29 protein-coding genes and 2 riboswitches are annotated in these 24,728 nt (G+C 54.3%); of the genes, 15 read left to right on the top strand and 14 right to left on the bottom strand.

The window, feature by feature from the left end:
• Nucleotides 1-10: 10 nt before the first annotated feature.
• Together EVJ29_RS08180 and EVJ29_RS15485 are read left to right on the top strand one after the other, a co-directional pair.
• Nucleotides 11-310, top strand: a complete 300-nt coding sequence (locus EVJ29_RS08180; RefSeq protein ID WP_016508292.1) for a rhodanese-like domain-containing protein — start codon at nucleotides 11-13, stop codon at nucleotides 308-310.
• Nucleotides 310-474, top strand: a complete 165-nt coding sequence (locus EVJ29_RS15485; protein WP_016508312.1) for a hypothetical protein — start codon at nucleotides 310-312, stop codon at nucleotides 472-474. The genes EVJ29_RS08180 and EVJ29_RS15485 overlap by 1 nt, the downstream gene beginning before the upstream one ends.
• A gap of 38 nt (nucleotides 475-512) precedes the next feature.
• Here EVJ29_RS15485 and folE2 read toward each other — a convergent pair whose 3' ends face one another.
• A complete protein-coding gene (folE2, locus tag EVJ29_RS08175) occupies nucleotides 513-1,421 on the bottom strand; it encodes a GTP cyclohydrolase FolE2 (protein ID WP_016508342.1) in 909 nt (302 codons plus the stop codon).
• A 252-nt stretch (nucleotides 1,422-1,673) separates the two neighbouring features.
• On the opposite strand from folE2, the gene EVJ29_RS08170 reads away from it, so the two are divergent.
• The gene (locus tag EVJ29_RS08170) at nucleotides 1,674-2,504 is read left to right on the top strand and encodes a TerC family protein (protein ID WP_131458846.1); all 831 of its coding nucleotides are present in this window, start codon (nucleotides 1,674-1,676) and stop codon (nucleotides 2,502-2,504) included.
• 43 nt (nucleotides 2,505-2,547) lie between these two features.
• Here the strand turns inward: EVJ29_RS08170 and EVJ29_RS08165 are convergent, their stop codons facing one another.
• From EVJ29_RS08165 to EVJ29_RS08150, 4 genes are read right to left on the bottom strand one after another with little or no spacing between them, the layout of a single operon-like run.
• Entirely contained in the window at nucleotides 2,548-3,081 is a 534-nt protein-coding gene (locus tag EVJ29_RS08165; protein ID WP_131490280.1) for a cupin domain-containing protein, read from the bottom strand.
• Nucleotides 3,082-3,094: 13 nt separating this feature from the next.
• The gene (locus EVJ29_RS08160) at nucleotides 3,095-3,712 is read right to left on the bottom strand and encodes a methylthioribulose 1-phosphate dehydratase (RefSeq protein WP_131464717.1); all 618 of its coding nucleotides are present in this window, start codon (nucleotides 3,710-3,712) and stop codon (nucleotides 3,095-3,097) included.
• On the bottom strand, nucleotides 3,709-4,359 hold the full coding sequence (locus EVJ29_RS08155) for a 2-hydroxy-3-keto-5-methylthiopentenyl-1-phosphate phosphatase (protein WP_131464715.1): 651 nt from the start codon (nucleotides 4,357-4,359) through the stop codon (nucleotides 3,709-3,711). The genes EVJ29_RS08160 and EVJ29_RS08155 overlap by 4 nt, the downstream gene beginning before the upstream one ends.
• Nucleotides 4,356-5,510 carry a 2,3-diketo-5-methylthiopentyl-1-phosphate enolase gene (locus EVJ29_RS08150; protein ID WP_131490279.1) on the bottom strand — a complete coding sequence of 385 codons (1,155 nt, stop codon included), beginning with the start codon at nucleotides 5,508-5,510 and terminating at the stop codon, nucleotides 4,356-4,358. The genes EVJ29_RS08155 and EVJ29_RS08150 overlap by 4 nt, the downstream gene beginning before the upstream one ends.
• Before the next feature lie 71 nt (nucleotides 5,511-5,581).
• Nucleotides 5,582-5,684: riboswitch (SAM riboswitch) on the bottom strand.
• Nucleotides 5,685-5,889: 205 nt separating this feature from the next.
• Nucleotides 5,890-5,992, top strand: a riboswitch (SAM riboswitch).
• 81 nt (nucleotides 5,993-6,073) lie between these two features.
• Between EVJ29_RS08150 and mtnK the strand changes: the two genes are divergently transcribed.
• On the top strand, nucleotides 6,074-7,228 hold the full coding sequence (mtnK, locus tag EVJ29_RS08145) for an S-methyl-5-thioribose kinase (RefSeq protein WP_131490278.1): 1,155 nt from the start codon (nucleotides 6,074-6,076) through the stop codon (nucleotides 7,226-7,228).
• On the top strand, nucleotides 7,225-8,259 hold the full coding sequence (gene mtnA, locus EVJ29_RS08140; RefSeq protein ID WP_131490277.1) for an S-methyl-5-thioribose-1-phosphate isomerase: 1,035 nt from the start codon (nucleotides 7,225-7,227) through the stop codon (nucleotides 8,257-8,259). Before mtnK ends, mtnA begins: the two co-directional genes overlap by 4 nt.
• A gap of 108 nt (nucleotides 8,260-8,367) precedes the next feature.
• Here mtnA and EVJ29_RS08135 read toward each other — a convergent pair whose 3' ends face one another.
• Nucleotides 8,368-8,850 carry a GNAT family N-acetyltransferase gene (locus EVJ29_RS08135; RefSeq protein ID WP_131490276.1) on the bottom strand — a complete coding sequence of 161 codons (483 nt, stop codon included), beginning with the start codon at nucleotides 8,848-8,850 and terminating at the stop codon, nucleotides 8,368-8,370.
• A 79-nt stretch (nucleotides 8,851-8,929) separates the two neighbouring features.
• Between EVJ29_RS08135 and EVJ29_RS08130 the strand changes: the two genes are divergently transcribed.
• Nucleotides 8,930-9,310 carry a VOC family protein gene (locus EVJ29_RS08130; RefSeq protein ID WP_071398449.1) on the top strand — a complete coding sequence of 127 codons (381 nt, stop codon included), beginning with the start codon at nucleotides 8,930-8,932 and terminating at the stop codon, nucleotides 9,308-9,310.
• A 31-nt stretch (nucleotides 9,311-9,341) separates the two neighbouring features.
• Here EVJ29_RS08130 and EVJ29_RS08125 read toward each other — a convergent pair whose 3' ends face one another.
• On the bottom strand, nucleotides 9,342-9,647 hold the full coding sequence (locus tag EVJ29_RS08125; RefSeq protein WP_070328289.1) for a winged helix-turn-helix transcriptional regulator: 306 nt from the start codon (nucleotides 9,645-9,647) through the stop codon (nucleotides 9,342-9,344).
• A 117-nt stretch (nucleotides 9,648-9,764) separates the two neighbouring features.
• Here EVJ29_RS08125 and EVJ29_RS08120 point away from each other — a divergent pair, with 117 nt between their 5' ends.
• From EVJ29_RS08120 to EVJ29_RS08110, 3 genes are read left to right on the top strand one after another with little or no spacing between them, the layout of a single operon-like run.
• Entirely contained in the window at nucleotides 9,765-10,256 is a 492-nt protein-coding gene (locus EVJ29_RS08120; protein WP_070328288.1) for a lactoylglutathione lyase family protein, read from the top strand.
• Between the two features lie 2 nt (nucleotides 10,257-10,258).
• Nucleotides 10,259-11,239 (top strand): zinc-binding dehydrogenase, encoded by a 981-nt coding sequence (locus EVJ29_RS08115; RefSeq protein ID WP_131490275.1) that lies wholly within the window; start codon nucleotides 10,259-10,261, stop codon nucleotides 11,237-11,239.
• Between the two features lie 49 nt (nucleotides 11,240-11,288).
• Nucleotides 11,289-12,353 carry a threonine aldolase family protein gene (locus EVJ29_RS08110; RefSeq protein ID WP_131490274.1) on the top strand — a complete coding sequence of 355 codons (1,065 nt, stop codon included), beginning with the start codon at nucleotides 11,289-11,291 and terminating at the stop codon, nucleotides 12,351-12,353.
• A 54-nt stretch (nucleotides 12,354-12,407) separates the two neighbouring features.
• Here the strand turns inward: EVJ29_RS08110 and EVJ29_RS08105 are convergent, their stop codons facing one another.
• The gene (locus EVJ29_RS08105) at nucleotides 12,408-13,589 is read right to left on the bottom strand and encodes a TsoY family (seleno)protein (RefSeq protein WP_070328285.1); all 1,182 of its coding nucleotides are present in this window, start codon (nucleotides 13,587-13,589) and stop codon (nucleotides 12,408-12,410) included.
• A gap of 343 nt (nucleotides 13,590-13,932) precedes the next feature.
• On the opposite strand from EVJ29_RS08105, the gene EVJ29_RS08100 reads away from it, so the two are divergent.
• The 5 genes from EVJ29_RS08100 (at nucleotide 13,933) to EVJ29_RS08080 (ending at nucleotide 17,861) form a co-directional block, all read left to right on the top strand.
• Nucleotides 13,933-15,126 carry an FAD/NAD(P)-binding oxidoreductase gene (locus EVJ29_RS08100; protein WP_131504957.1) on the top strand — a complete coding sequence of 398 codons (1,194 nt, stop codon included), beginning with the start codon at nucleotides 13,933-13,935 and terminating at the stop codon, nucleotides 15,124-15,126.
• A 17-nt stretch (nucleotides 15,127-15,143) separates the two neighbouring features.
• Nucleotides 15,144-15,701 (top strand): hypothetical protein, encoded by a 558-nt coding sequence (locus EVJ29_RS08095; protein ID WP_131464701.1) that lies wholly within the window; start codon nucleotides 15,144-15,146, stop codon nucleotides 15,699-15,701.
• A 120-nt stretch (nucleotides 15,702-15,821) separates the two neighbouring features.
• Nucleotides 15,822-16,847 carry a PAS domain-containing sensor histidine kinase gene (locus EVJ29_RS08090; RefSeq protein ID WP_131490273.1) on the top strand — a complete coding sequence of 342 codons (1,026 nt, stop codon included), beginning with the start codon at nucleotides 15,822-15,824 and terminating at the stop codon, nucleotides 16,845-16,847.
• Entirely contained in the window at nucleotides 16,834-17,475 is a 642-nt protein-coding gene (locus EVJ29_RS08085) for a response regulator (RefSeq protein WP_236633471.1), read from the top strand. The genes EVJ29_RS08090 and EVJ29_RS08085 overlap by 14 nt, the downstream gene beginning before the upstream one ends.
• A gap of 14 nt (nucleotides 17,476-17,489) precedes the next feature.
• Nucleotides 17,490-17,861: a YidH family protein gene (locus tag EVJ29_RS08080; protein ID WP_021066029.1), complete on the top strand. Its 372-nt coding sequence runs from the start codon at nucleotides 17,490-17,492 to the stop codon at nucleotides 17,859-17,861.
• 43 nt (nucleotides 17,862-17,904) lie between these two features.
• Here EVJ29_RS08080 and EVJ29_RS08075 read toward each other — a convergent pair whose 3' ends face one another.
• The 5 genes from EVJ29_RS08075 to EVJ29_RS08055 all read right to left on the bottom strand — a co-directional run bounded on the left by EVJ29_RS08075 (nucleotide 17,905) and on the right by EVJ29_RS08055 (nucleotide 22,903).
• Nucleotides 17,905-18,405: an SRPBCC family protein gene (locus tag EVJ29_RS08075; protein WP_070328281.1), complete on the bottom strand. Its 501-nt coding sequence runs from the start codon at nucleotides 18,403-18,405 to the stop codon at nucleotides 17,905-17,907.
• An 88-nt stretch (nucleotides 18,406-18,493) separates the two neighbouring features.
• Nucleotides 18,494-20,779, bottom strand: coding sequence for a bifunctional glutamate--cysteine ligase GshA/glutathione synthetase GshB (gene gshAB, locus EVJ29_RS08070; RefSeq protein WP_131464695.1), 2,286 nt, complete (start codon nucleotides 20,777-20,779; stop codon nucleotides 18,494-18,496).
• Nucleotides 20,763-22,091 (bottom strand): MATE family efflux transporter, encoded by a 1,329-nt coding sequence (locus EVJ29_RS08065; protein WP_131464693.1) that lies wholly within the window; start codon nucleotides 22,089-22,091, stop codon nucleotides 20,763-20,765. The genes gshAB and EVJ29_RS08065 overlap by 17 nt, the downstream gene beginning before the upstream one ends.
• Nucleotides 22,092-22,223: 132 nt before the next feature.
• Nucleotides 22,224-22,697 carry a hypothetical protein gene (locus tag EVJ29_RS08060; protein ID WP_131490271.1) on the bottom strand — a complete coding sequence of 158 codons (474 nt, stop codon included), beginning with the start codon at nucleotides 22,695-22,697 and terminating at the stop codon, nucleotides 22,224-22,226.
• Entirely contained in the window at nucleotides 22,694-22,903 is a 210-nt protein-coding gene (locus tag EVJ29_RS08055) for a helix-turn-helix transcriptional regulator (protein WP_131490270.1), read from the bottom strand. Before EVJ29_RS08055 ends, EVJ29_RS08060 begins: the two co-directional genes overlap by 4 nt.
• 118 nt (nucleotides 22,904-23,021) lie before the next feature.
• On the opposite strand from EVJ29_RS08055, the gene EVJ29_RS08050 reads away from it, so the two are divergent.
• A complete protein-coding gene (locus EVJ29_RS08050) occupies nucleotides 23,022-23,954 on the top strand; it encodes a ring-cleaving dioxygenase (protein ID WP_131490269.1) in 933 nt (310 codons plus the stop codon).
• Between the two features lie 164 nt (nucleotides 23,955-24,118).
• Here EVJ29_RS08050 and EVJ29_RS08045 read toward each other — a convergent pair whose 3' ends face one another.
• Nucleotides 24,119-24,562, bottom strand: a complete 444-nt coding sequence (locus tag EVJ29_RS08045; RefSeq protein WP_131458772.1) for an RrF2 family transcriptional regulator — start codon at nucleotides 24,560-24,562, stop codon at nucleotides 24,119-24,121.
• Between the last annotated feature and the right edge of the window lie 166 nt (nucleotides 24,563-24,728).

Raw genomic sequence — 24,728 nt, 5'->3', positions numbered from 1 at the left:
GGGAAACAGCATGCAAAGCATCCATGCAACCGAATTACGTGAAAAGCTTGAGAACGGGGAGTCGCTCCACATCATCGACGTGCGCGAACAAGACGAGTACGACGCGGGCCATATCCCGAACGTGCCGCTCTATCCGCTGTCTGAATTCCCGGGCGTGACCGAGAAGCTCGCGCAAGACAACGTCTATCACGTCATCTGTCGCTCGGGCGGACGCAGCCAGACGGCGTGCGACTATTTGGAATCGGAAGGGTTCAAAGTCGTCAACGTCGAGGGCGGCATGCTCGCTTGGGACGGTGACGTCGAAGCGTGATGCTCGACAATCCGTGGGTCGTCATTCCGCTCTTGATCGTCCTCTATTTGACGGTGTACGCGTTCGTGAAGCGTCTCGACTGGAACAGATGGCGCACCATCTGGGCGGTGTGGATCGTCCTGATCGTCCTTTTGTTGACGATCCGCCTCATACAAAGTGTGTAAAAAAACGAGTGAAGCCAAGTACATGGCTTCACTCGTTTTTAGTTGTCACGTTTATCGAACGTGATTGACGCGATCGCGTCGTGCTGGTGGATCGACTCTTCGTTTCGGCATTCGACGAAGAAGTTGACGACTTGTTTCATCTCGTACAAGTCGGCTGCAATCAAGCGGACCATATCTTCTACGAAACGTGGGTTTTCGTAAGCGATTTCTGTAGCCCGTTTCTCATCCGGACGTTTTAAGACCGGGTGAAGTGGTGCCGATGCGTTCGACTCCGCCGCATCGAGCAATGCGAGTCTCCAGTCGAAGCCGTCGAGCGACGCTTCGTCAAGACCGGCTTCGATTGTGATGTAGCCGCGCTGGTTATGGGCGCTGTATTCGCTGATCTCTTTTGAACATGGGCATAGCGTCGTCACGTTGATGACGAGACCGACCGTCACGCTCGCCATACCCGTCTCGAGGTTGTACGTCACGTTGTGCATGACGTCAGCGTTCATAAGACCGCTGAGGCCCGTCGCCGGTGCTTTCCGGCTGAAGAACCATGGGTAGCGGACCGTCAATTGACCTTCCGTTTGTTCCATACGCTCGGCGAGTTCTTGGGCGAACTCGATGAGCGAGCGGTTTGATAACGTCCAGCCTTGCGTATGGTACGCGTCGAGCTGTTCCGTCAAGCGGGACATGTTGATGCCTTTACGATCTTGGACGAGTGATGTCGTTAATTCAAACGTTGCGACCGTCGCTTGGATGCCGTCTGGAGTTTCGATGTTGACGGGATGTTTGACGTTCGAGATCCCGACGCTGTCGAGTGCGAACAAGAAGTTCTTAGGTGTATTTTGAAGATCGACCATTTTATCTTTTTCTGTCGGTTTCGTACCTTTGACCGGCGGGACCGAGCCGAATAGTTTATGTCGTTCTGCTTTAGTAGGTAAAGCGACATGGCTTGTAGACATAATCGGATTCTCCTTTTTTAAGAGGGCAAATGACCGCCACTCGTTCTTGTTAGGATTTTATCACGAAATGGATACAAACTGGGTATCATTTTGCTTCGCGAACGTGCTTTGAACCTGCTCCGCGGAAAAAACTTCAGACATTGAATAAAAGAAGATTGATTTAATTTGCGCACGGGAATAAAATGTTCCTGTGAACTTAAAAATAGATCACTGTTAAATATGAAGGAACACAAACAAAAAGGGGATGTTTTAATGGATTGGCAGTTAATCCTGCAGTACGCCTGGATCATCGTCGTACTCGTCGGTCTTGAAGGGCTACTATCTGCAGACAACGCGCTCGTGTTGGCCGTCATGGTCAAGCACTTGCCGCGGACAGAACAGAAGAAAGCGCTATTCTACGGTTTATTAGGAGCGTTCGTCTTCCGCTTCATCGCATTATTCTTAATCTCGTTCTTAATCAACGTCTGGCAAGTCCAAGCACTCGGTGCCCTTTACTTGATCGGGATGAGCGCGCGACATCTATATATGACGTATAAGGCGCGCAAGATGGATCCAAGACAAGACCTCGCTGCCGAGGCGAAAGAAGAGACGGCAATTACCGAGAAGCCGGTCACGAAAAAAGAGTTTTGGTGGACGGTCGTAAAAGTCGAGTTCGCCGACATCGCTTTCGCGGTCGACTCGATCTTGGCAGCGGTCGCACTCGCAGTCAGCTTGCCGCCGCTCGGTCTTGGAGAGATCGGTGGAATCGACTCAGGTCAATTCTTCGTCGTCTTGACGGGTGGACTCATCGGGGTCATCTTGATGCGATTCGCGGCCCGCGTCTTCGTGAAGTTGCTGCATCAACGTCCGACACTGGAGACGGCCGCCTTCCTCATCGTCGGCTGGGTCGGTGTGAAGTTGACGGTACTCGTCCTCGAACACCCTGGCTTCAAGGAATTGATTGCCGGTACACCGTTCGCGTTCATGGGTCTTCCAGACGGTTTCGTCCACTCGTTAGGTTGGACACTGTTCTTCTGGTCGGTCATGGTTGGGATTGCTGTTTGGGGTTGGTTCTCTTCCAAACCGACAGCGGTCAAGCATTAAAAAAAATCCTGTCTTTCGCGTATGCGGAAGGCAGGATTTTTTGTTAGGCAGTCACGTCTTGCTTCTCGTAGATCGGCACCCAGCCTTCTGTTGTCACGAAGATGCGGACGGCGACGACTTGGCGGTCGTCTTGGAGCGTGAAGTAGTGGCGCGTGTTCACCGGGACCGAAATCAAATCGCCCGGATTGAGTTCGATGTTGAAGTAGCCACGTTCGGCGTCGTCGATGGCGAAGATGCCGTGCCCGCTGACGATGAAGCGGACCTCGTCGTCCGTATGATGGTGTTCCTTTTGGAAGTTGACAAGCAGTTCGTCCAAGTTCGGTGTCGCGTCAGACAGCGAGATGACGTCGGCCGTTTGATAGCCGCGGCGCTCCGACACGTCTTGAATCTCGTCACGGAACGTTGCGAGGATGGCTTGCTTGTCGTCGTCCGTCAGTTCGTAGTTTTCTTGAAGCGCGATCGGAAGTTTAGCGATGTCCCACTGCTCATACAGGATACCACGCGATTCTAAAAATACGTTCACTTCAGTTTGGTCGACGAGACGCTCTTCAGTTTGTTGAAAATAGACAGTTGCCATAGATAGTTCCTCCTTATGAATGGACGCCTAAGGCGCGTAGTTTTAGCGTGTAGCTGAACAAAAATTCGTATGCTTCTAAATAGCGCTTCGCCGCAGCCGGCGTCTCGCCCCAGACCGTGATGCCGTGATTACGGATGAGGACGGCACCGGCGCTTGAATGGACGTGAGGCGCGAAGGCGGCCGCGAGCGTCGGGATGTCGGCATGATTGTCGATGATTGGGACCCGGACGACCGCGTCCTCTTCCCAATACCCGAGTGCCTTGATGATCTCTTGCCCCGTGAAGACGACCTCACCGTTCACGGCATGGAGCTCGGAGATGACGTTGTTGTCGACCGTATGTACGTGGAGTGAACACGCCGCCGCGGTCTTGTTGAACACCTCGACGTGTAACAGCGTCTCAGCGGACGGTTTACCAGTTTGTTCGCCAAGTAACCTGCCGGCCGCGTCGACGAGGACGAAATCGTCCGCGGTCCGTTTTCGTTTATCGCGTCCGCTCGCCGTGACGAGGAAGGTCAGCGGGTCGTCGGAGACACGAATCGCCAAATTGCCACTCGTTCCGGGGAACCAGTCGCGCGCGGCGAGTTCGTCTTTAATGTCGGCGAGTTCAAGCCAACGTGCGGTCACGCTCATACGTGCACCTCCTTCATGTGATGGGTGATGTCGTCGAACGTCTCGAACGGGGCGTAGGCGATGCCTTCTGCTTCACAGAGCGTGATGAGTTGCCCACGGGCGTAGACGAAATCGGCCCGTTTGGCGATCTCGAAGTCGGTCACCGAGTCACCGATGACGATCAAGCGATCAACGGGATCGACGATCGTCCGGGCGATTGTCGGTTTGCAGCAACCACAATCATTCGTGCAATGCGCGTCACAGGCGTAGGGCCAGTCGACGCGTACCGTCTCGCCTGAGAAGTCGGCGACGTTACAGTAGATGTGGTCCGGCGCGACGTGGTCTTGCAAGATCGGGTGCACGAAAAAGTCCATGCCGCCGCTGACGACGTCGAACTTCCAGCCATGTTCTCGGATCTCTTCCAAAAATGCTGGGAAACCTGGGCGCAAGGTGATGCGGTCCAGCAAGTAGTCACGGTACGCCGAAGCGTCAGCGCTCGGCAACAGCTGGAACATCTGCCCGACCCCGGAGCGGATCGAGATGTCTTGAGCGAGCACATCGTCTTTGAGCGCGTGCCATTCGGGCGGTGCGAACGCCCGCATCAAAGCGATGATGTTGTCCTCGGCCGTGATCGTCCCATCGAAGTCACACAAGATGTGAATCGTCATTGTTTTGACCACGCCTTTAACGCGGCCTCGAGCTCGTTCGTCTGGCTCGCCACGCCCAATACTTGCTCAATCGCTTGTCGGAACGCCCGGGCCCCGGCGGCCGCGCCGTCTGGGTGACCGTGGATGCCGCCGCCGGCGTTGATGACGACGTCTGTGCCGAAATCACGGATGATGTCCGGGACGAGCCCCGGATGGATGCCGGCCGACGGGACCGGTAGAATCGGCTTCGCCCAGTGCGGCCGAGCACTGCTATCCCGAATCGCGAACGCCTCATCGGATGGTGTCGCAAGTGAACCGTATGGGGACGGGAACAGCGTCAAGTCGGCCCCCGCGAGGCGGATCAATTTTCCGAGCAAGAGCGAGTGGCTGATCGAGCCGGTCAAGGCGCCGGCGAACGCCGGGTGCGCCAAAATCGGGACGTTAATTGTTGGATCGCTCGCGAGTTCGCGGAGTGTGTCGAGCCCGTATGTATAGACGTTGAACAACAGTGCCGTCGCGCCCGCCTCGATCAAGCGGAGCGCTTGGTCACGCAGCCCGAACACCGGACCGCTGAGCGTGATGGCATAGAGCGAACGTTTCCCGGTCGTTTCGAACTGTTCTTGGATGACGGCCGCTCCGATTTTAGCTCGTTCAAGCGACGGAGTGAGCGGGTTGTCGTATAGGATTTCATCATCTTTGACGATGTCGATGCCGCCGGCGAGCTGGTCTCGAAGTTGCTGTTCTAAGAAGCGTAAATCACGGCCGATGATCCCTTTAAAGATGCTCATGACGAGCGGGCGATCATGGACGTCGAGCAACTCACGAACGCCTTGAACACCGAACTTTGCTCCGGGGAATTCAGATGCAAGCGTTTCGGGTAACGTTAAGTCGATCAAGCGTACCGAGTCATCGAGCGATAATTTCCCGAACGTCGTCGTCAAGATGGATGAGAAGTCGGGCGTGACGTTATGGAGCGGATAACGGATTGTGAAGCGGCTCGTCGTTTCCGTATGCGTCGTTGAGACGATCTCGCCCCGATACGCCTTTAATTGTTCTTGCTCTAGGTGAGGCAGTTCCGTCCACGTGCCGACGGTCAGTTCGAGGGCGATTTTCTCGGCGACAGTCGCGACGCGGTCCGTCCGGCTGATTTCATATGTGGCAGTAATACTCATGTTCGTTCCTCCTTCCGGTCAAACAAAAAATGACCCCATGCCGAGGCAAGAGGTCATCATAAAAAAATGAACTCTTATCTCTCAGCTTACGCTGCAAGAATTAGCACCGTGCCCAATCGGGTCGGTTGCTGCGACATCATCGGGCTTGTCCCCTCCGTCTGCTCTTGATAAGAATGTATTTTGAAGTTGTGAAATTTAATTGAATTTTGTCACACAATATCCGGTTCGTCAATTCCTTTTTTTGAGAAAAAAAGTTTGAGTTCGTTGTTACCATATATGCATAAAAAAAGTGACCGTTGCTCCAGCAAATTGCCGTTGACAAAGGTGGGGTCGAGTCCGTATTATTCATCACAACAAGTTCACACAATCGAATACGACACTCTTATCGCGAGTTGGCAGAGGGAATTGGCCCGATGACGCCGCAGCAACCGACCAGTAGGCACGGTGCTACATCCACCAGACATACGTCTGACAGATGAGAGGAACAACCGTTACGGCTGTGCCTCTTTCTCGCGGAGAAAGGGGCTTTTTTTGTGGGGAATATACCGAAAGGGGAAACAGACATGGCTTATCAACCATTTACAGAACAGACAGTCGTCGAGCACGTCAGAACGTTAGGGTTACTCGAAGATGGGGGCATCGCGCATTGCGAGGAGATCGGGGACGGCAACTTGAACCTCGTCTTCCGCATCCGTCAAGGCGAAACGAGCCTCATCGTCAAGCAGGCGCTACCGTATGCGAAAGTCGTCGGCGAGAGTTGGCCGCTCACACTTGAACGGGCGTGGATCGAGCAGCTCGCGTTGCGCGAATTCGCCAGCGTCGTCCCGCGTTTCGTCCCGGTCGTTCTCGGCAGTGACCGGACGCTCGCCTACACGATTTTAGAAGACTTGTCCGACTTTGATATCGTCCGGACGGGCTATTTGGAAGGGAAAACGTATCCTGAACTTGCCCGTCACATCGGTGAGTTTTTAGGACAGACGTTGTTTGAGACGTCCGACTATGCGGCCGGCCCGATTGAGAAGAAGCGGAAAGAACGGGATTATTACAACCCGGAACTATGCGATATCACTGAAAAACTGATCTTCACCGATCCGTACAAAGATGCCGAATCGAACAACATCGAAACCGCGCTCCGTCAGGACGTCGAAGCGCTTTGGCGTGACCAGAAATTGAAAGTGGAGGTCACGAAACTGAAAGTCGGTTTCGTCACGAAACACGACGCGCTCTTGCACGGGGACTTACATACAGGCAGCATCTTCGCGACGCAACAAGAGACGAAAGTCATCGATCCGGAGTTCGCTTTTTATGGACCGTTCGGCTTTGACATCGGGCAAATCGTCGCCCATTTGACGCTATCGACGTTCCATGACCCACTCAAACGGTTCGAACGGTTCACGGACGTATTGACGGTATGGGAGACGTTTGAGAAGACGTTCCGGACGAAGTTTGAGACGGCGGTCGAACCGTTCAACACGGACGGATTCGTCGATGAGCTACTTCAAACCATCTTTAGCGACACGATCGGCTATGCCGGATGCGAACTGATTCGCCGCGCCATCGGCCTCGCAGGAGTCAATGACCTCGAGACGTTACCGGAAACGGTCCGGCTCGAGCGGAAACGGGAAGCGCTCACGCTCGGCACGACGCTCATTAAACAGCGCCACGATATCCGTTCGATCGATGATTTAGTGACGCTGTTAGCGGGGGTACGCGTATGACAGTCCAAAACATTCGCTTCGACCCGAACCGGGACGAGCTCGTCATTTTAGACCAAACGTTACTGCCCCATGAGGAGCGGTACGTGACGATCGCGACGCTCGAACAGGCGGAGCACGCCATCGAGACGTTACAAGTCCGAGGCGCGCCGGCCATCGCCTATTTCGGCGCATTCGTGCTCGCGAAAGAAGCGGTCCGGCTTCAAGATGACCCGGACTTCACACGCCGGCTCGACCTCGTCGGCCGTCGGTTGATCGCGACCCGTCCGACGGCGGTCAATCTGCAAAACGTGATCGAGTCGCTTCTCGGATTCAACGTCGGAGACGACTTTGAAAGGATCGCGACTGACATCAAACATCGGGCCATCGCGCTGTTCGAGCGAGACGTCGACACGTATCGGGCCATCGGGGAGCATGCGCTCACGGTGCTGCCAGCAGGGGGGAACGTCTTAACGATCTGTAACGCCGGGGCGATCGCGACGTCGCGTTACGGGACTGCGCTCGCTCCGTTTTACGTCGGGAAAGAGCGAGGTATCGCGTTTAACGTCTTCGCTTGTGAGACGCGGCCGCTCCTCCAAGGGGCACGCCTGACCGTCTGGGAACTCGACCAGGCCGACATCGACGTCACGCTCATCACCGACAATATGGCCGCTTGGACGATTCAGGCGAAAGGGGTCGACGCCATCATCGTCGGCGCTGACCGCATCACACGGACGGGTCACGTCGCCAATAAGATTGGCACGCTTCAGCTCGCCGTCCTGGCTAAACATTACGGGATCCCGTTTTACGTCGCGGCCCCGCATTCGACGTTCGATTTGACGGCGGACGATGTGATTCAAATCGAGGAGCGGAGCGCGCTAGAAGTGACCCATATCGGCGGACAACCTACGGCGCCGGTCGGGATCACCGTCTTTAACCCGGCGTTTGACGTCACACCGCCTGAACTGATCACCGGACTCATCACCGAAGCGGGCGTGTTCGAGCCGAATGAAGCAGCGATCACACACCATGTAGGGGGAACGGTTCACGTGTGAAACAGCAGCTCCGTGCTTGCCCGAACGATGAAGTGTGACCGTCTTGGTATGAGACGGGAATGGCCAGATTTACTTAGTCGACAAAGGCACCGGGCAGCAGAAAAGCCCTCAGAATCTATCCTGAGGGCGCTTTTTGCGTTCTAATGCGATGAAGTCGAACGTACTCCCGTTCGTGTCTTGTTGAAACGAAGCCACTTGTCGAAACCCGCAAGCTTCATACACGCGAATCGCCCGCGCGTTGAACGTGGCAACCGACAAGGTGATACGATTTGGGTCGAACGTAGATTCGATGAAATCAAGAATCGAGGTGACGAACGCTCGTCCGGTCCCGTTTCCGGTCAGACCTGGCTTCATGCCTAAACCGAGGTCAATCGTATCGGCGTCTGTTTGATGCACGCTAACGAAACCGACCAGTTCGCCATCGTTCGTGATGGCGAATACCGATTGCCCTCGTTGTTCGGTGTCTAAAAACTCGGCCAAGTCGTCTTCGTCAGCCTCCATATCGTAAAAAGCATACTCTCCATCGTAATGCCAACTGAAGGCGATTGTTTCGGCCTGCGCTTGTGTCATCAAAGCGAACTTATACGTCATAGTGATTTCCTCGTTTCAAAAGGATAGATAGGTGCTACACTTTCGATAGTACCATCAATTCAAGAAGTGAGGTGACCACATGGGAATCAAACTAGATATGGTCGGCATCGTCGTCGAGGATATGAAGCGAGCGCTCGACTTCTATCGGCTGCTCGGACTGTCGATTCCAGTATCAATGAACGGGGAAGCGCACGTTGAAGTTGACGAAGGCGGCGTCCGGCTCGCCTTTGACACAGTCGAGGTGGCGGAGTCGGTGTATGGGGAATGGAAACCGGCATCGGGGCATCGGGTCGAGCTCGCTTTCCTGTGCGACAGCCGTGAAGCGCTCGATACACTGTTTGAAGCTATCTTCAAACAAGGATACGTGATTCATCGTGAGCCGTGGGACGCGTTTTGGGGACAACGTTACGCCATCGTCGTCGATCCGGACGGGAACCTCATCAGCCTATTCGCGTCATGACAAAACCCTCGCCGGAAAACTTGGCGAGGGTTTATTCGTCTCGGGTTTCGCCCCAAGAGCAGAGCGCCTTCATCGCTGGTTGCAGGCTAAACGCCTCCTCGGTGAGGGAGTATTCGACGTGGAGCTGTTTGTCGGTCGAATAGTCGTCGCGTCGGACCATGCCGAGCTGTTCGAGTTCGCGCAGTTGGTCGGTCAACACTTTGCGGCTGACGTCGGGGATGGCGCGCTGAATCTCCGAGAAGCGGCGCGGGCCGGTCTCGAGCGTGCAGTACACTTGTGGACGCCATTTACCGCCGATGATGTCGAGCGCCTTGTTGACGGGGAACGGGGTCGTCATGTTCAGTTCGCCTCGCTTTCGGGTAGTTACTTCAATGTGCGTACTTTTTTTCTTGCTACGATGAAGGTATCTTATCGTTATCGACCCAAATGAGCAACCAAAAAGGAGCGGATCAATTTGACTTATCCACGTACATTCTCACATATCGGGCTATCAGTCCCCAGTGTGACGGAAGCAGTGAAATTTTATGAAGACGTGATGGGCTGGTACACGATTATGCAACCGTCGGACGTCGTTGAGGATGACTCACCGATCGGCGTCATGTGCACCGACGTGTTCGGCCCGGGCTGGGGCAAGTTCCGCATCGCCCACATGTCGACCGGTGACAAGATCGGCATCGAGCTGTTCGAGTTCCCTAACAACGAGAAACCGGAGAATAATTTTGAGTTTTGGAAAACAGGCATCTTCCACTATTGCGTCCAAGACCCAGACATCGAAGGGCTCGTCGAGAAGATTGTCGCCCACGGTGGCAAACAACGGATGCCGATCCGCGAGTATTACCCGGGCGATAAGCCGTACCGGATGGTGTACTGTGAAGATCCGTTCGGCAACCTCGTCGAGATCTACTCGCATTCGTATGAACTGACATATTCGGAAGGAGCGTACTAATCATGAAAGCATGGCTACTTGAACAACCTGGCTTAGAAAATATGCACCTCGGGGACATCGAACGACCGACCCCGGGCGCGGGCGAACTGCTCATCAAAGTCGAAGCGGTCGCCTTGAACCCGGTCGACTATAAAGTCGGCACGAACGGCAACCCGAACTGGGCATACCCGCACATCCTCGGCGTCGACCTCGTCGGCGAAGTCGTCGAAGTCGGCTCGAGCATCGCCAACATCATCACCGGCTCACGCATCGCCGTCCATACGAGTCTCGCGAACAACGGAGGTTTCGCCGAGTACGCTGTCGTCGACGCGCGTGCTTGTGCCGTCGTACCGCAAGACGTGAGCGACGAAGCGGCAGCAGCCATCCTCTGTGCCGGCATGACGGCGTATGAAGCGGTCATGCAGAAGCTGAACACGCGCGATAAAGAGACGATTCTCGTCCACGCCGGAGCGGGCGGGGTCGGCGGCTACGCGATTCAGCTCGCGAAAAAGCTCGGTCTCAAAGTATTCACGACGGCATCGCCGGAAAACTTTGAATGGGTCACATCACTCGGCGCCGACGTCGCAATCGACTACAACGTCGAGGACGTGACGGAACGAATCATGGAACTGACGGACGGCCGTGGTGTCGATCTGATTTTGAACACGGTCGGCCGCGACGTGGCGACAGCCGATCTCGATCGCCTCGCGTTCAGCGGACAGCTCGCTCATATCGCCGGTCCGCCTGACATGTCGAACATGAAAGGGTTCACGCTGTCACCATCGATCCATGAAGTCGCCCTCGGTGCGGCCCATGCGAGCGAAGACGAGCGCGCGATTCGCAACTTGGCGTATATGGCTGAGGAGTTGATGAAACTGCTCGAAACGGGTGAACTGAACGACCTCGTCACCGACGTATTGCCGTTCGACCGCTTGAAAGACGGACTCGAACAGCTTCAGACGCGGAAAGTACGAGGCAAGTTGATCGTCCGCGTACGCGACTAAATCTTGGCCTCTTGTCTCGTGACAAGGGGCTTCTTTTGGAGGGGATGACATGGATTTACGGACGTCATATCAACAGACGACGCATCAACTGAGCGGGCACGGGAAACGGAACGTCGGCGTCTTACAGCGCGCGTTCGAGCAAGCCGACCCGGAGCAAACGAGCGACCATTATGGGACGGGTGAGGTCATCGAACAATTCGAACAAAAGCTCGCCACGCGGCTCGGGACGGAAGCCGCTGTTTTCTTTCCGAGCGGCACGATGGCACAACAGATTGCCTTACGCATCTGGTCAGACGAGACGGCTAATCGAAGCGTCGCCTATCATCCGCTCTGTCACTTGGAGATTCATGAACAAGACGGGTTGAGACAGCTGCATCACCTCGAGCCGCTTTTGATCGGGGGAGCGGACCGATTGATGACGCTTGAAGAAGTGAAGGCATTACCGGACGTCGCTTGCCTGTTGGTCGAGTTGCCGCAACGTGAGCTCGGCGGTTATTTGCCACCGTTTGATGAGCTTGAAGCGATCAGCCGGCACTGCCGGGATCGGGGGATTCATCTGCATCTCGATGGGGCCCGCCTGTTCGAGACGTTACCATATTATGAGAAGACGGCCGAAGAAGTATGCGCCTTGTTCGATAGCGTCTACGTCTCGTTCTACAAAGGGATCGGCGGTGTCGCCGGGGCGATTTTGGGCGGACCGAAAGCGTTCTGTGACGAGGCAAGAATCTGGAAACGGCGCTATGGCGGCGACTTGATCGGCTTATACCCGTACATCACCCCGGCCGACTACTACTATGAGCTCAGGAAAGACCGAATGGGAACGTACTACGAACATGCCAAAGCGCTCGCAACCCGGTTCAATGCGCTCGACGGTGTCTGGACGACGCCGGATGTGCCGGTGACGAACATGTTCCACCTTCATATGAATGGGGACGCAGAAACCGTCTCGAATTGGATCGAGCGTGTCCAAACGGAGACAGGCATCGGCATCACCGGGTACGTCGTGCCGCATGACGGTCATTGTTCGACCGAGATCAGTGTCGGGGATGCGTTTTTAGACATCGATACGTCTCGGCTCGACAAGTTGTTCGAGGTACTCTCCCATCAACAATAACAAAAGCCCTGAAGAAACAATCGTTTCGACAGGGCTTTTGTTGAGGAACGATGCTTACGCGGCCTCAAGTTTGGATACGTTTTTTCGTAGTGAAAGGTGTTTGACCGACAGTGTGATGAGCCATTGGATCGTCTTCGCTTGGACGAATACGAGCGGTGACAAGATGACGTAGTGCATCAGACTATGCGCTGTGATGAAGTCGTTTTGAACGAGTCCCCAGTGGACGAAGAACATACCGAGGACAACGTAGGCGACACCTGGGCAGATGAGGCCGAAGCTCGCCGCGCCATCAGGCTGTTCGTTGAAATAGTCGAGACGACGCAATACACGGAATCCGATCAAGCCGACGGCAGTGCTCGCCATGAACAGGAAGCCGAGTACGACGAACAGTAGCGCCGTGTTGACATGTGTCTCGAGTAGCCGGTGCGACACCATCGAATAGATTCGAACGAACGTGATTCCAGTGAGCGTGAAGATCGGAATCAGTAACCAGACGGTCGGTGCGCCAGGTTTGGCCAGACCTTTCGCCAATACGGCACGTAAACTCATACCGCCGAAGAAGAGGAGGATACCGCTGACGAGCGCTAAGAACAAGAGGGAGGCGACCGTCGATGTGACATAGACCCATGGTGTCGTCGACATCGCGGCAGGGCTCGCTAAACCGACAGCGACCATGACAAACGCGAACGCTCCTAAAAATTGTCCGAATTGATTCAAGTTGTCGACCGGGAATTTACCGTTCGCCATAACGTTGGAGATGTACTGAACATAAAGCACGAGCGCGTAGACGCCGATTGCCAAGAATGCGAGCAAGGCGAACGGGAAGAGTGATTGGACGTTGGCCCATAGTCCAGGGACGAACAAGGCGCCGAGAATGAACACGACGTTGACGCTCATCGCGTATGTAAGCGGTTCGGCCATGACCGCCACTTCACCCGGAGTGCCTTTGAGAGCCTGATAAGCCGACGTTCGCTTGTACGTGTGGAACGAGCGGACGTTCCAAATGAGCAGGCGGAAATGGTTCACCGCGAGCGCCAAGATGATGAGGGAGACAGCGACAACGAGAATTTGCGCAGTTCCTCCTTTCTCAAACGTGGCCCGCAAATGATCGAAATGGGGGAGTGGTGAATCCGGATGCGGAATCAAAAACATGAAATACATAAAGAACGAGACGGCGAGCCCGCCGTTACCGAGTGCTGATAAGAAGTAGAGCGGATGATAAGGTCGTTGTGTCATTGTGAAAAAGTCCTCCTAAAAAATTAGATAACCAATTTATACCCCCTATGGTATAATGGAGTCAATACTTTCCTCGTCAAATGAGGGGAATCCCCTATGCCGTTTTGATGAGGAAATCACGTCGGGTGAAGTGATTTAACTCACAGATTGACCCAGGAAAACAACTGGGGCACTTCATGACTAGATGACGACGATCATAGTTGCGTCCTATAGTCCGGGAGAAATTGAGGGACTTCCCCTATATAAGTTGTATGCGCTTTCAACTATGCTGAAGGCGTGGGTAAGTTCACTGAATTGACATAATTTTGTCGGTCATCTACGGAAACGAAAGGGGAATTGCTTTATGCGTACTCATTATCGAGTTGTCATCGTCGGAGCCGGTACCGGAGGGATTAGCGTCGCTGCTCGCCTGCTTCGTGAAAAACATCATTTAACCGATGAGGTTTTGCTGATCGACCCTGAAGAGAAACACTACTATCAACCACTTTGGACGCTCGTCGGAGCCGGTGCCGCGAAAAAAGAAGAGTCGGAGCGAGACATGGCGACACTCATCCCAAAAGGTGCAAAATGGCTTCAGGACAAGGTGATCAGCTTCGACCCAGAAGCCAATCAAGTCGAGACGGCTGTCAACGGGACGATTTATTACGACTACTTGGTCGTCGCGTCGGGGATTGAAATCGATTGGGGTCGGATCAAAGGGTTAGAAGCAGCGCTTGGGACGAAACAAGTATGTAGCAACTACTCGTATCAACACGTCGACTACACGTGGGATACCCTTAGGGGTTTTGAGGGCGGGACCGCGTTGTTCACGCACCCGGCATCACCTGTGAAGTGTGGCGGGGCCCCGCAAAAAATTATGTATATGGCAGAAGATTACTTTGTGAAAACAGGTGTCCGCGATAATAGTAAGATCGTCTTCGGATCGGCCAACCCGGCTATCTTTGACGTTGCCAAATATCGGACGGCGCTCGAAAAAGTACTCGAACGAAAACGGATCGACACACATTTCCGTGTCAATTTAATCGAAATTAAAGCAGATGACAAAGTCGCTGTCTTTGAACAGTTAGATAGCGGTGAAACGTTCGAGATGCGCTATGACATGATTCACGTCACGCCACCGATGCAAGCACCGACATTCATTCGAGAAAGCAAGCTTGCGGACGCGGGTGGATGGGTCGATGTCGATATGTACACGCTTCAACATAAACAGTATAAAAACGTCTTCGGACTCGGTGACTGCACGAATTTACCAACGTCGAAGACCGGGGCCGCGATTCGGAAACAAGCGCCCGTCGTCGCTAAAAATGTGGGTGACCTCATGTATGGTCAAGTCCCGGTCGCGTCGTATGACGGCTACTCGTCTTGCCCGATCGTCACAGGTTACAACAAACTCATCTTGGCCGAATTTGATTACGAGAAAGTTCCACAAGAGTCGATGCCGTTCAATCAAGCGAAAGAACGCCACAGCATGTACATCTTGAAAAAAGACTTTCTTCCAGTCATGTATTGGAACGGGATGTTGAAAGGGACGATGTGAGAAAGGGGGAGAAGACGATGGAACGTACACCAACGAAAGAACAGACATTAGAATCTGTGTTGACGCGGCCGGACGTCGAGCAAGCGCTCGTCTCCCTCGTCGAACGATTGCCCGAGATTGAGAAGTCGCTTCGCCGCCTCGAAGACGCCGTCGATTTCGGGATGGCGACGTTGAACGACCAGCAAGTGAGACAAAAAGTCGACACGCTCCTCGACTCATCGAATTTACAGGTCGAGACGCTCGAGGCGGCGGTCAAGCTCGCCGAGAAGTTGCCGATGTTGCTCCAGGTGACGAACCAGCTTGAACAAGTGCTCGCCTTCGCACAAGACGTCTACGCGGACGAGCAGACACGAGAACTGATCGGTCAACGGGTCGATGAATATGTCGCACCGGTAAAAGAAAAAGCCGACGCCACGCGCACGATGCTCACCGAAATCCGAGCACGGGCCGAACGCGACGACCGCAACATCACGTTGTTCTCGCTCGTTCGTTGGCTGAAAGAGCCATCGGTCCAGCACGGCCTCAAGTATATGCAGGCGACGGTCGAAGTATTGTCCGAACAAACAAAAAAATAATGAACCGGTCCGGACGTGAATGCATCACGTCCGGTTTTTGTATGCTCAAATAGTTGGCAACAATTACCCGCGGGGGTATGATGGGGGAAACGAGAAGGCAGACAGAAAGGAGGGGGCGGATTGGCACTTCAAGATTTTGAACGCCAGATCTTAAATGTCCTAAAAGACGGGGTCATCGTGATGGACCATGATCGAAACATCATCACGATGAACGAGGCAGCCGAACAATTGACCGGGTGGCGGCTAGGAGAACCTGTCCCGTACTGTTCATTTTGTCAACGACGTGAAATCGGTCCGGACGAAGATCGATGCTACTTGATCCAACATGAGCGCTCCCCGTACTTCACGTCAGAGATGCCGACATATTCGGGAAAGATGGTCGACGTGGAGATGAATACGGCGCGAATTTTGAACGATCCGATATCGGGTGCGACGTACTATTTGCTCGTGCTTCGCGATTTTACGGAACGCAAGCGCCGGGAAGCGCATGCGCTTCGCGAACAGATGGTGCGGGAATTGATTCGAGCCCGGGAGGAAGAGCACGAACGGCTCGCCCAAGAACTCCACGACGGGGTCGGTCAATCGTTGTTCAGCATCGCCCTCGCCCTCGGTGCGCTCCAGTCCGATGTATCCGACCCAGACAAAAAAGACTACATCGAATCCGTACTCGCCGAAGTGGGCCGACTGATCGATAACGTGCGCGGCTATTCGAAACAACTGCGCCCGATCGAGCTGGATCAATTCGGACTCGGCTCGGCGTTGAACGTGTTAGTTGATAGTTTTGCCACCAGATACCCGCTCGTCACGTTTCGGACCGACATTCGTTTAGCTGACCGCTATGAGCGCGTCATCGAAATCAACGTGTATCGCATCGTCCAAGAGGCGCTCGTCAATAGCATGAAGTATGCACAGGCGAGTACGATCGATTGCCGCATCGTCGAGCATGACGGACAAATCGATGTGCTGTTTAAAGATGACGGGAACGGGTTCGATCAACAACGAGTGGCGAAAGGATTAGGGCTTCGTCATATGGAAGAACGGACGAAAACGATTCACGGTACGTTTACACTCGAATCAGTCATCGGACAAGGCACTGAAATTTCAGTGTCCGTTCCGATTGAGCGAGGTCGCTATGACACCGATTGATGTGCTGATTGTCGATGACCACGAACTCGTCCGGCGTGGATTGAAGTTGATGTTTCGTCCCTATAAAGACATCAACGTTGTCGGGGAAGCGGCCGAAGGGACGACAGCCATCCAGGAAGCGATGCGGACGATACCGGACGTCGTCTTGCTCGACATCACGATGCCGAACGGACTCGACGGATTTATGACGGCAAAAGCGTTAGCGCAAGAAGTACCGACCGCCAAAGTCATCCTGCTCACGATGCACGATGAGGAGCTTTACATCAAACGCGCGCTCGAGCTCGGTGTGCCCGGCTATTTATCCAAAAATAGTGATCCGGCCCAGCTCGTCGACGGCATCAAGCAAGTGATGGAAGGGAAGCGTTACTATGCAACGTCTCTGTCGGAAGCGTTTATCGAGAAAGCAGCATCGCAAAAGACAGAGTCGGTGCTGACGCGGCGTGAGTCGGAAATTGTACGTTTGACAACGCTCGGTTACGGAAATATCGAGATTGGAGAGAAACTCGGCATCAGTCCGAAGACGGTCGAGAACCATAAAGGACGCGTCATGCAGAAACTTCAAATCAAGCATCGACACGAGCTCGTCCAGTTCGCGTTGAAAAATCGGTTGATCGACTACGACGGCTAGAAAGAGGGGAAGTTATGAAACTAGATTTAGAGAAGACGGTCGATTCACAGTACATTCAACAGCACCTCGCCAACGAGCGGACGTTCCTCGCCTGGATCCGGACGGCCATCACCGTCATCGGGATCGGCTTCCTCGTGACGAACTTTCATTACTATCGAAGTGAGAACTTGAGCGGGGCCGAGCATCAACTGATCACGGCGATCGGCATTTTGTCGATCATCTTCGGTATCGCGACGATCCTCGTCGGGACACGGTCGTACTTGAAGAAAGTGCACACGATCAACTCGCAGCAGTTCAAGTCGGCGAAGATGAGCCTCGTCGCGCTCGCCATCGGGATGGTGTTCATCTTCACGCTCATCTTGATTGTCAGTTATTTTCTGTTTTAACAAAAAACCGCCCGCATCTCAACCGAGGTGCGGGCGGTTTTGGTTATCTCGAGACGATGGCGTTGAGACGATCGAGTTGTGACGAGAAGCCTTCGACGGCGCCCATTTCGACGACCTGTTTGAGAGCAGCATCGTCTGTGAACTCGGAGCGGCTGACGAGCAACGTCCCGTCCGGAATGTCGATAAATTCGTTCGTGATCGTCATGACCGGGAAGTCGGGATTGACGTTCCCCGCCTCGTCTGCAAAAGCATCAAGGTAGACAATCCGGGAATGGGGATCGATTTCAAGGAACGTCGCCTTGCCCCATGACTCCATCCCGACATAATCGACTTGGTCCTCATCGACACAGGTCATGCAATAATGCCATGTCCCACCCGGTTCAAACTCAAACGTGCGGATGTCTGTTTTCCATCCCGCAGGTCCCCACCACGCCTCTAAGTGAGCCGGGCTTGAGAATGCCTCGAACACGAGCTCACGTGGCGCTTTGAAACTCCGCTCAACAACCAACGTCTTACCTTCGACGTGCGATTTGACCGTTCCCATTTGAAAGACTCCTCTCTAGAGAAAGTACGGTACACCGACTTGAAACGATGTAGTCCTTATTCCCGAATTGAGCGTCCTTCCAACCTGATCAGTCAAACAACAAATCGAGCACCGTCTCGCCGATGGGACGTTCTTTCCCTTCGTACGGGAAGGAATGGATATGGATGGCCGGGTTGAAGTTCAATTCGATGATGCCGTAGTCATTTTCTGCGTCAAGCGACGGGATCATCATATCGACGCCGCAAATCGTGGCACCGATTGCTTTCGCCGAATCGACCGCGACCTGTTTATAAAAGTCAGAGATTTGGTCCGTATAGTCGATGCTGTCGCCACCTGTGCTAATGTTCGAGTTCTCGCGCAAGAAGACGCGTTCGCCGTCAGCGAGGACGCTGTCAGGAGTTTTGCCTTGCGGACGCAGGAACGATACGACGATGTCGTCGATCTCGATCTTCTCGAGCGGTGTCTTATAGCCTTTGCCGCGGAGCGGATCCTCATTTTTCTTCGCAACGAGCTCGCGGATCGTCGAGACACCGTCCCCGGTCACATTCGCCGGGACGCGGTGCAAGATGCCGGCGACCTTATCACCGATGACGAGGAAACGATATTCTTTCCCCGGTAAAAACGTCTCGAGCAAGACGACGTCGTCGAACGTGTTGGCATGGCGGAACGCCTCGAGCGCCTCGTCGAGCGTCGTCCCGTCTTTGAAGATGTGGATGCCGATCCCGAAGTTCGTCGATTTCGGCTTCAGGACGATCGGCTGAGCGGAAAACTCGGACCAGACGTTACGCAAGTCGTCTTCACTGCGCAACTCGACACCCCCAGGGACGTGGATGCCGTGTTCGGCGAGCACATGTTTTGTCACCGTCTTGTTTTCCATCATCAGCACCGACACGTAGTTATCTTTCGACGTTTTCGTCGCTTGTCTGACGTACTCGACCCGATTGCCGTGACGAAGACGGATGAATTGGTCGTCCCGGTCGACGACATCGACCGCGTAACCTCGTTTTAAGGCCGACTTCATCAAAATTTGCGTCGACAGTTCCATGTCCGTATAGCCGTGCATCCGGAACCGGTTGGCGAACGCATCTTCATAATACGTCTCGGCTTGGCGGAGTGACCAGGTCGTATAGCCTTCGTCGGTCATGACTTTTGTCAGCCGGGCCGAGTAGGTCGCTTCGACGTTGTTAATCCGTTCCCGGACGGACGCGAAGACGTCAGCAAAACCGAGGTCGTGTTGCGCGTTGAACGACTCGATGTCAGCGACGAGGTCACGGGCGAACGTTTGCAGAGCGACCGGCTCGCCATCACGTTCGAGGACGAGTGACGGCGATAGGCCCTCTTTGGCGACGAGCTGTTGGTTACGGAACGCCTCGGCTTGCCAGTCCGCGAAGTCAGTCTCGTCTTTCAACGCTAAATAGAGCAAGAAGACGTGCAGGAATCGCAAATCATCGAGTGCGATACCGGTCTTCTCGAACGGATTGAGGTCGATGTTGCGAATCTCGATATAATCGATGCCGTTCTTCTCGAGCCGGTCGAGGTCATTTCCGCCGCGTGACGTCTTCAGTCGAATCGGCGAGTACAGCTCGTTCGGGTTGGCGATGTCGCCTTTGGCGATCAACCGGCGGACGCTACTCGCATAGTCTGGGAGCGTCGCATAGTTCGGATAGAGCGGTTCGACGTTCGTATAACCGCAGTCACTATTTCGGTACGACAGCGCCGTCGTATTCGAGTAGACGTCCTCGTTCAACGCCTGCATTTGGCTGACGCAGCGTTCCTCGTAGCTCGTATGGACGGCAGGCGTTCCGCCGAGCAAGTAGACAGCGAGCCAGCGCAGGCGCAAATAGTTGCGGACGAGCTTCAAATAGAGCTCGTTTTTGAAGCGGTCATATTGCTCGGGAGACCCTTCATATAACGCGGCGATCAACTCGTCCGAGAACGAGAAGTTGAAATGGATCCCGGAGATGAGCTGTTTTTTCGCCCCGTACTTTTGAAGCAGATGTTCACGGTAACGGCCGGCCTCAATACCGGAACTGCCGAAGTCGGCGAGCGGGATGACGCCGCCGTCCGGCAACGGGCACGGCATCGACTGTGGCCAAAGCCGCTCGTCGCCGATATTTAGCGCCGTGATGTCATAAAGCGTCTCTAAAAAGTTATGTGCCGCTTCGACGGTCGGGAACGTCGGCGTGATCAGTTCGATCTGGCTCTCAGAAAAATCGGTCGTAATATACGGGTGCGTCGCTTTGTCACCGAGACTTGACGGATGTTTCGTCACGGCGAGCGTCCCGTCTGTTGTCACACGTAGCATTTCGCGTTCGATCGCGAACCGTCCGCTCGTGAGAAGTTGCTTGGATAATTGCTTAAATCGCTTCTGCAAGTGAAGTCACTTCCTTTTTCTTTAGTCGAACAAACAGTGCCGAGACGAGCCCTTTGACGATGCTCGAGATGGCGATGCTCCACCAGATGGCGTCGATGCCGAGATACGGCTCGAGGAGGATGGCAAGCGGGATCCTCGCGACGGTGAAGACGATAGAGATCATCGCCGGGATCTTCGGCAGCCCGAGTCCTGAGAAATAACCGTTCCCGATCATCTCGAGCGAGGCGAAGATGAGGGAGACGCTGATGATACGTAAATAGCTGGCCCCGATCTCGATCGTAGTCGGATCATCGACGAAGGCGCGGATGAGCACGTCCGGGAAGAAGAGGAATACGAGCGTGATTAGCCCGGTATAGAGCATACCGAGGTGCGTCGTCACGCGATACCCTTCGTGCACGCGTTCAATCTGTCGGGCGCCGATATTTTGGCCGGTATAGCTCGCAATCGCCCCGTTCAGTCCGCCGATCATCATGTAGGCAATCGACTCGATCTGTAGGCCGATGCGCTGGGCGGCGATCGCTTCCGTCCCGTACGATCCGATCATGCGGGCGAGAAGAATGCTGATGACGGTAAAGAGGACGCGTTGGGTCGCCATCGGGAAGCCGAGGCGAACGATCTCTGTATAGTCGGCGCGAACGGGTTCGACCGTCTCGTCCCAGTCAAAGAGCGCGCGAGCCCGATGCCAGAAGAAGCCGAACATGACGGCGTTGGCGACGAGTGTCGCCAGACCGGCCCCGAGCACGCCGAGACCGAGCGGATAGATGAAGAGCGGCGACAAGATCATGTTGAGCGTGACCCCGGTCGCATTGATCCGCATCGCCGCCGTCGTATTGCCGAAAGCGCTGAATATGCGGGCGTACAGCAAGTTGAAGAACGAGAACAACAGCATCGGTGCGCTTACGAGCAAGTAGCTGTAAGCGAGCCGCTCGACGGTTGGTGCGTTCATATTCAAAAAGCCAATCAGCGTCTGACCAAAGGCGACGAGGAGCGTCAAGAAGAACAGGCCGAGGACGAGGTTACCTCGTTTTCCGGCCTTGACGTAACGTTGAATCAACTGTTGGTCCCGCCTGCCAACGGCTTGCGACACTTTGATGCCGGCGCCGACGACAAGTAACGATTGAATCGCCTGGCCGAGCATAATATAAAAACTGGCCGCACCGATACTGGCGACGGCGTCGCTACCGAGCGCACCGACCCAAAACATATCGACGAGACTATACGTGAACTGTAAGAGCGAGCTGCCGACGAGCGGAAGGGCGAGCGCCAAGATGACGCTCTGCACACGTCCGGTCGTCAAATCGACGGTTTTCACAAGACAAGACTCCTTCAACGAATTAGTATATAACCATTTAGTTATATATAAGCACGACGAGCCAAAATTGGCAATCACGACGCCCGACTCGACGAAAAATCGACACAAAAAAAGGAATTCGAGGTGAATTCCTTACTGTCTGTAAGCGCGGATCCATGTCGTCATATACACGAGCGTCGCGATGACGAGCGTCGAAGCGAGCGCGAATACCGGATACGTCGGCCAGGATTCCTGGAAGACCGGATAAAAGAAAAATGTGAGCATGAACAACGGTACCGAGATGTTGAACGAGACGTAGGCCGCTTTCGTCGCTTTCGCCGTGATCAACGCCTCGCGTTCGTCGACTTCGCTGAACTCGGTCATGCGGACCGACCATTGGCCGAAACTCATCTTTTGGTTCGGGCGTGTCTGGAACGAGTATACCGTCCAAACGATAAAGAAAATGATCAATAATAAGAACGGTAAAAAATTGAACTCTAGCTTGAACACTCCGGCTTCAAAGGACGCCATCGACTGTGTGACTCCTGAAGCGAATGACACGATAGCGAACGCCATCAGTATATACAAGATGATGCTCGATATTGATTGAACGATGATGTGTTTCATTCTGTTTCCTCCTCAATCGTAAAAATCGATTCGACCGGTTCCTCGAACACGCTGGCAATGTGCATCGCCAGTAGGAGCGACGGGGTGTAGCTCCCTTTCTCGAGCGAGATGATCGTCTGTCTCGTCACGCCGACCTTGGCCGCAAGGTCGCCTTGAGTCAATTGATGCCGGGCCCGCAACTCTTTGACGCGATTGACTAATGGCATAGCGCCACCTCATTTCTTGTTTCTATTCACAGTGTAAAGCAAACTTTACTTAATGTAAAGCTGACTTTACTTATTTACGGGTGGTACAATAGAATCAAATGTGAAAGGGGAGAGGTCGATGAAGGCGATTTTAGGACATCATCACGTCTCGGCGATGACGGGGAATGCCAAGAAAAATTTACGATTCTACACGGAGATTCTCGGGATGCGGCTCGTCAAAAAGACAGTCAATCAGGACGATCCGTCGATGTACCACTTGTTTTATGCGGACGAGACGGGCGCACCGGGGACGGATTTGACGTTTTTTGAGCTACCGTTTCTCGGGCAGACGTATCGAGGAAGCAGCAGTATCTCACGGACGGCGCTCCGGGTGCCAGCAGGGGCGTTGCCGTACTGGCTTGAGCGGTTTGCTGCGTTCGGTGTGCTGCATGACGAAGTGACGGACGTGCTGGGCCGGCCGACGCTCTACTTTGAGGATGAGGAGGGGCAACGGCTCTGTCTCGTGGAAGGTGGTACGGGTACGCCATGGAGACAGGGACCAGTCCCTGTTGACGCTGCCGTCTTCGGTCTCGGATTTAGCGAATGGACGGTTCGGCGGCCGGAGAAGACGGAACGGGTGTTGACAGAAGTGCTCGGCTATCGCTTCTCGACCGAGTTCGAACGTGACGGTCAAGCGGTGCGTGTCTTTGAGACGGGCGACGGAGGTGTGGCGACGGAGATTCATCTCGTCGGTCGTCCCGATCTACCGTCGGAACGGCCAGGACGGGGCAGCGTCCACCACGTCGCGATTCGCATCGAGGACGATGGCGAGATGGGGCGTTGGGTTGAGCGACTCGATGCGTTCGGCATTAGCCATTCCGGGCTGATTGATCGCTATTATTTCAAGTCGATTTACTTCCGCGAGCCGAGTGGCATCTTAGTCGAGCTCGCGACCGATGGACCGGGGTTTGCGACCGACGAGCCGGTCGAGACGCTCGGGGAACGGCTGGCGTTGCCACCGTTCTTAGAGCCGAAACGAGCGGAGATTGAGAGAAAACTGAAGCCGCTATAAAATGCTGTGAGGCGAATAAAGGTGAGAGGATGAACAGGTTGGACGATTTTATCGAGCTGACATCCCATGAGCTATATGCTCAAAAAATCTTGAAGCGATGGTGGTAACCACTATACAAAGCGCAGTCACGTTTGAGAGTCACCTGTACAACAAAAGCCGGCGGACTAAATGTCCGTCGGCTTTTGTACGCCAAGTAACAGCGCTAGTTCATTCGTCCGGTTCGCCATAAGGTCGGCGATTGTGTAGCGGTCGAGCACGTGCAGGAAAGCGAGCATCGCCTCGTTCAAGACGCTCCGAAGGTCACACGCCGGTGCGATGACACAGCGGCCTTCGCCGAAGCATTCGACGAGCTCGAGCGGCTCCATCGTCCGGACGACGTCACCGACGTTGATGTCTTCCATTGGGCGGGCGAGCCGGAAACCGCCGCCGCGGCCGCGGACCGATTCAAGATAGCCGTGTTTGCCGAGCTCATAGACGACTTTCATGACGTGGTTCTTTGAGATCTGGTATTGGTCAGCCACTTCTTGGATCGTCACGAGACGATGGGAGAAGGTGGCGCTGTACATTAATGTTCGGAGTGCATAGTCGCACGTTTGCGTGAGCCGCATGATCGTTCACCTCTTATCCGTCCATTGTACAGGACATTCCTCGAAAGCGCGATGTCCGGAGATGTGAAAAAAGCGTGGCGGAATCGAGGCGGAAAGTTGAACTTACGTTTAAACAAGTATTTTATATATTGCTTTTACCGTGACGAAACTCACATAATGTATGTGT

Source organism: Exiguobacterium sp. SH4S7 (genome assembly GCF_004336795.1).
GTDB lineage: Bacteria > Bacillota > Bacilli > Exiguobacteriales > Exiguobacteriaceae > Exiguobacterium > Exiguobacterium aurantiacum_A.
The sequence above is the reverse complement of the archived record's forward strand: the minus strand, read 5'-3'. Positions and strand labels throughout refer to the sequence as shown.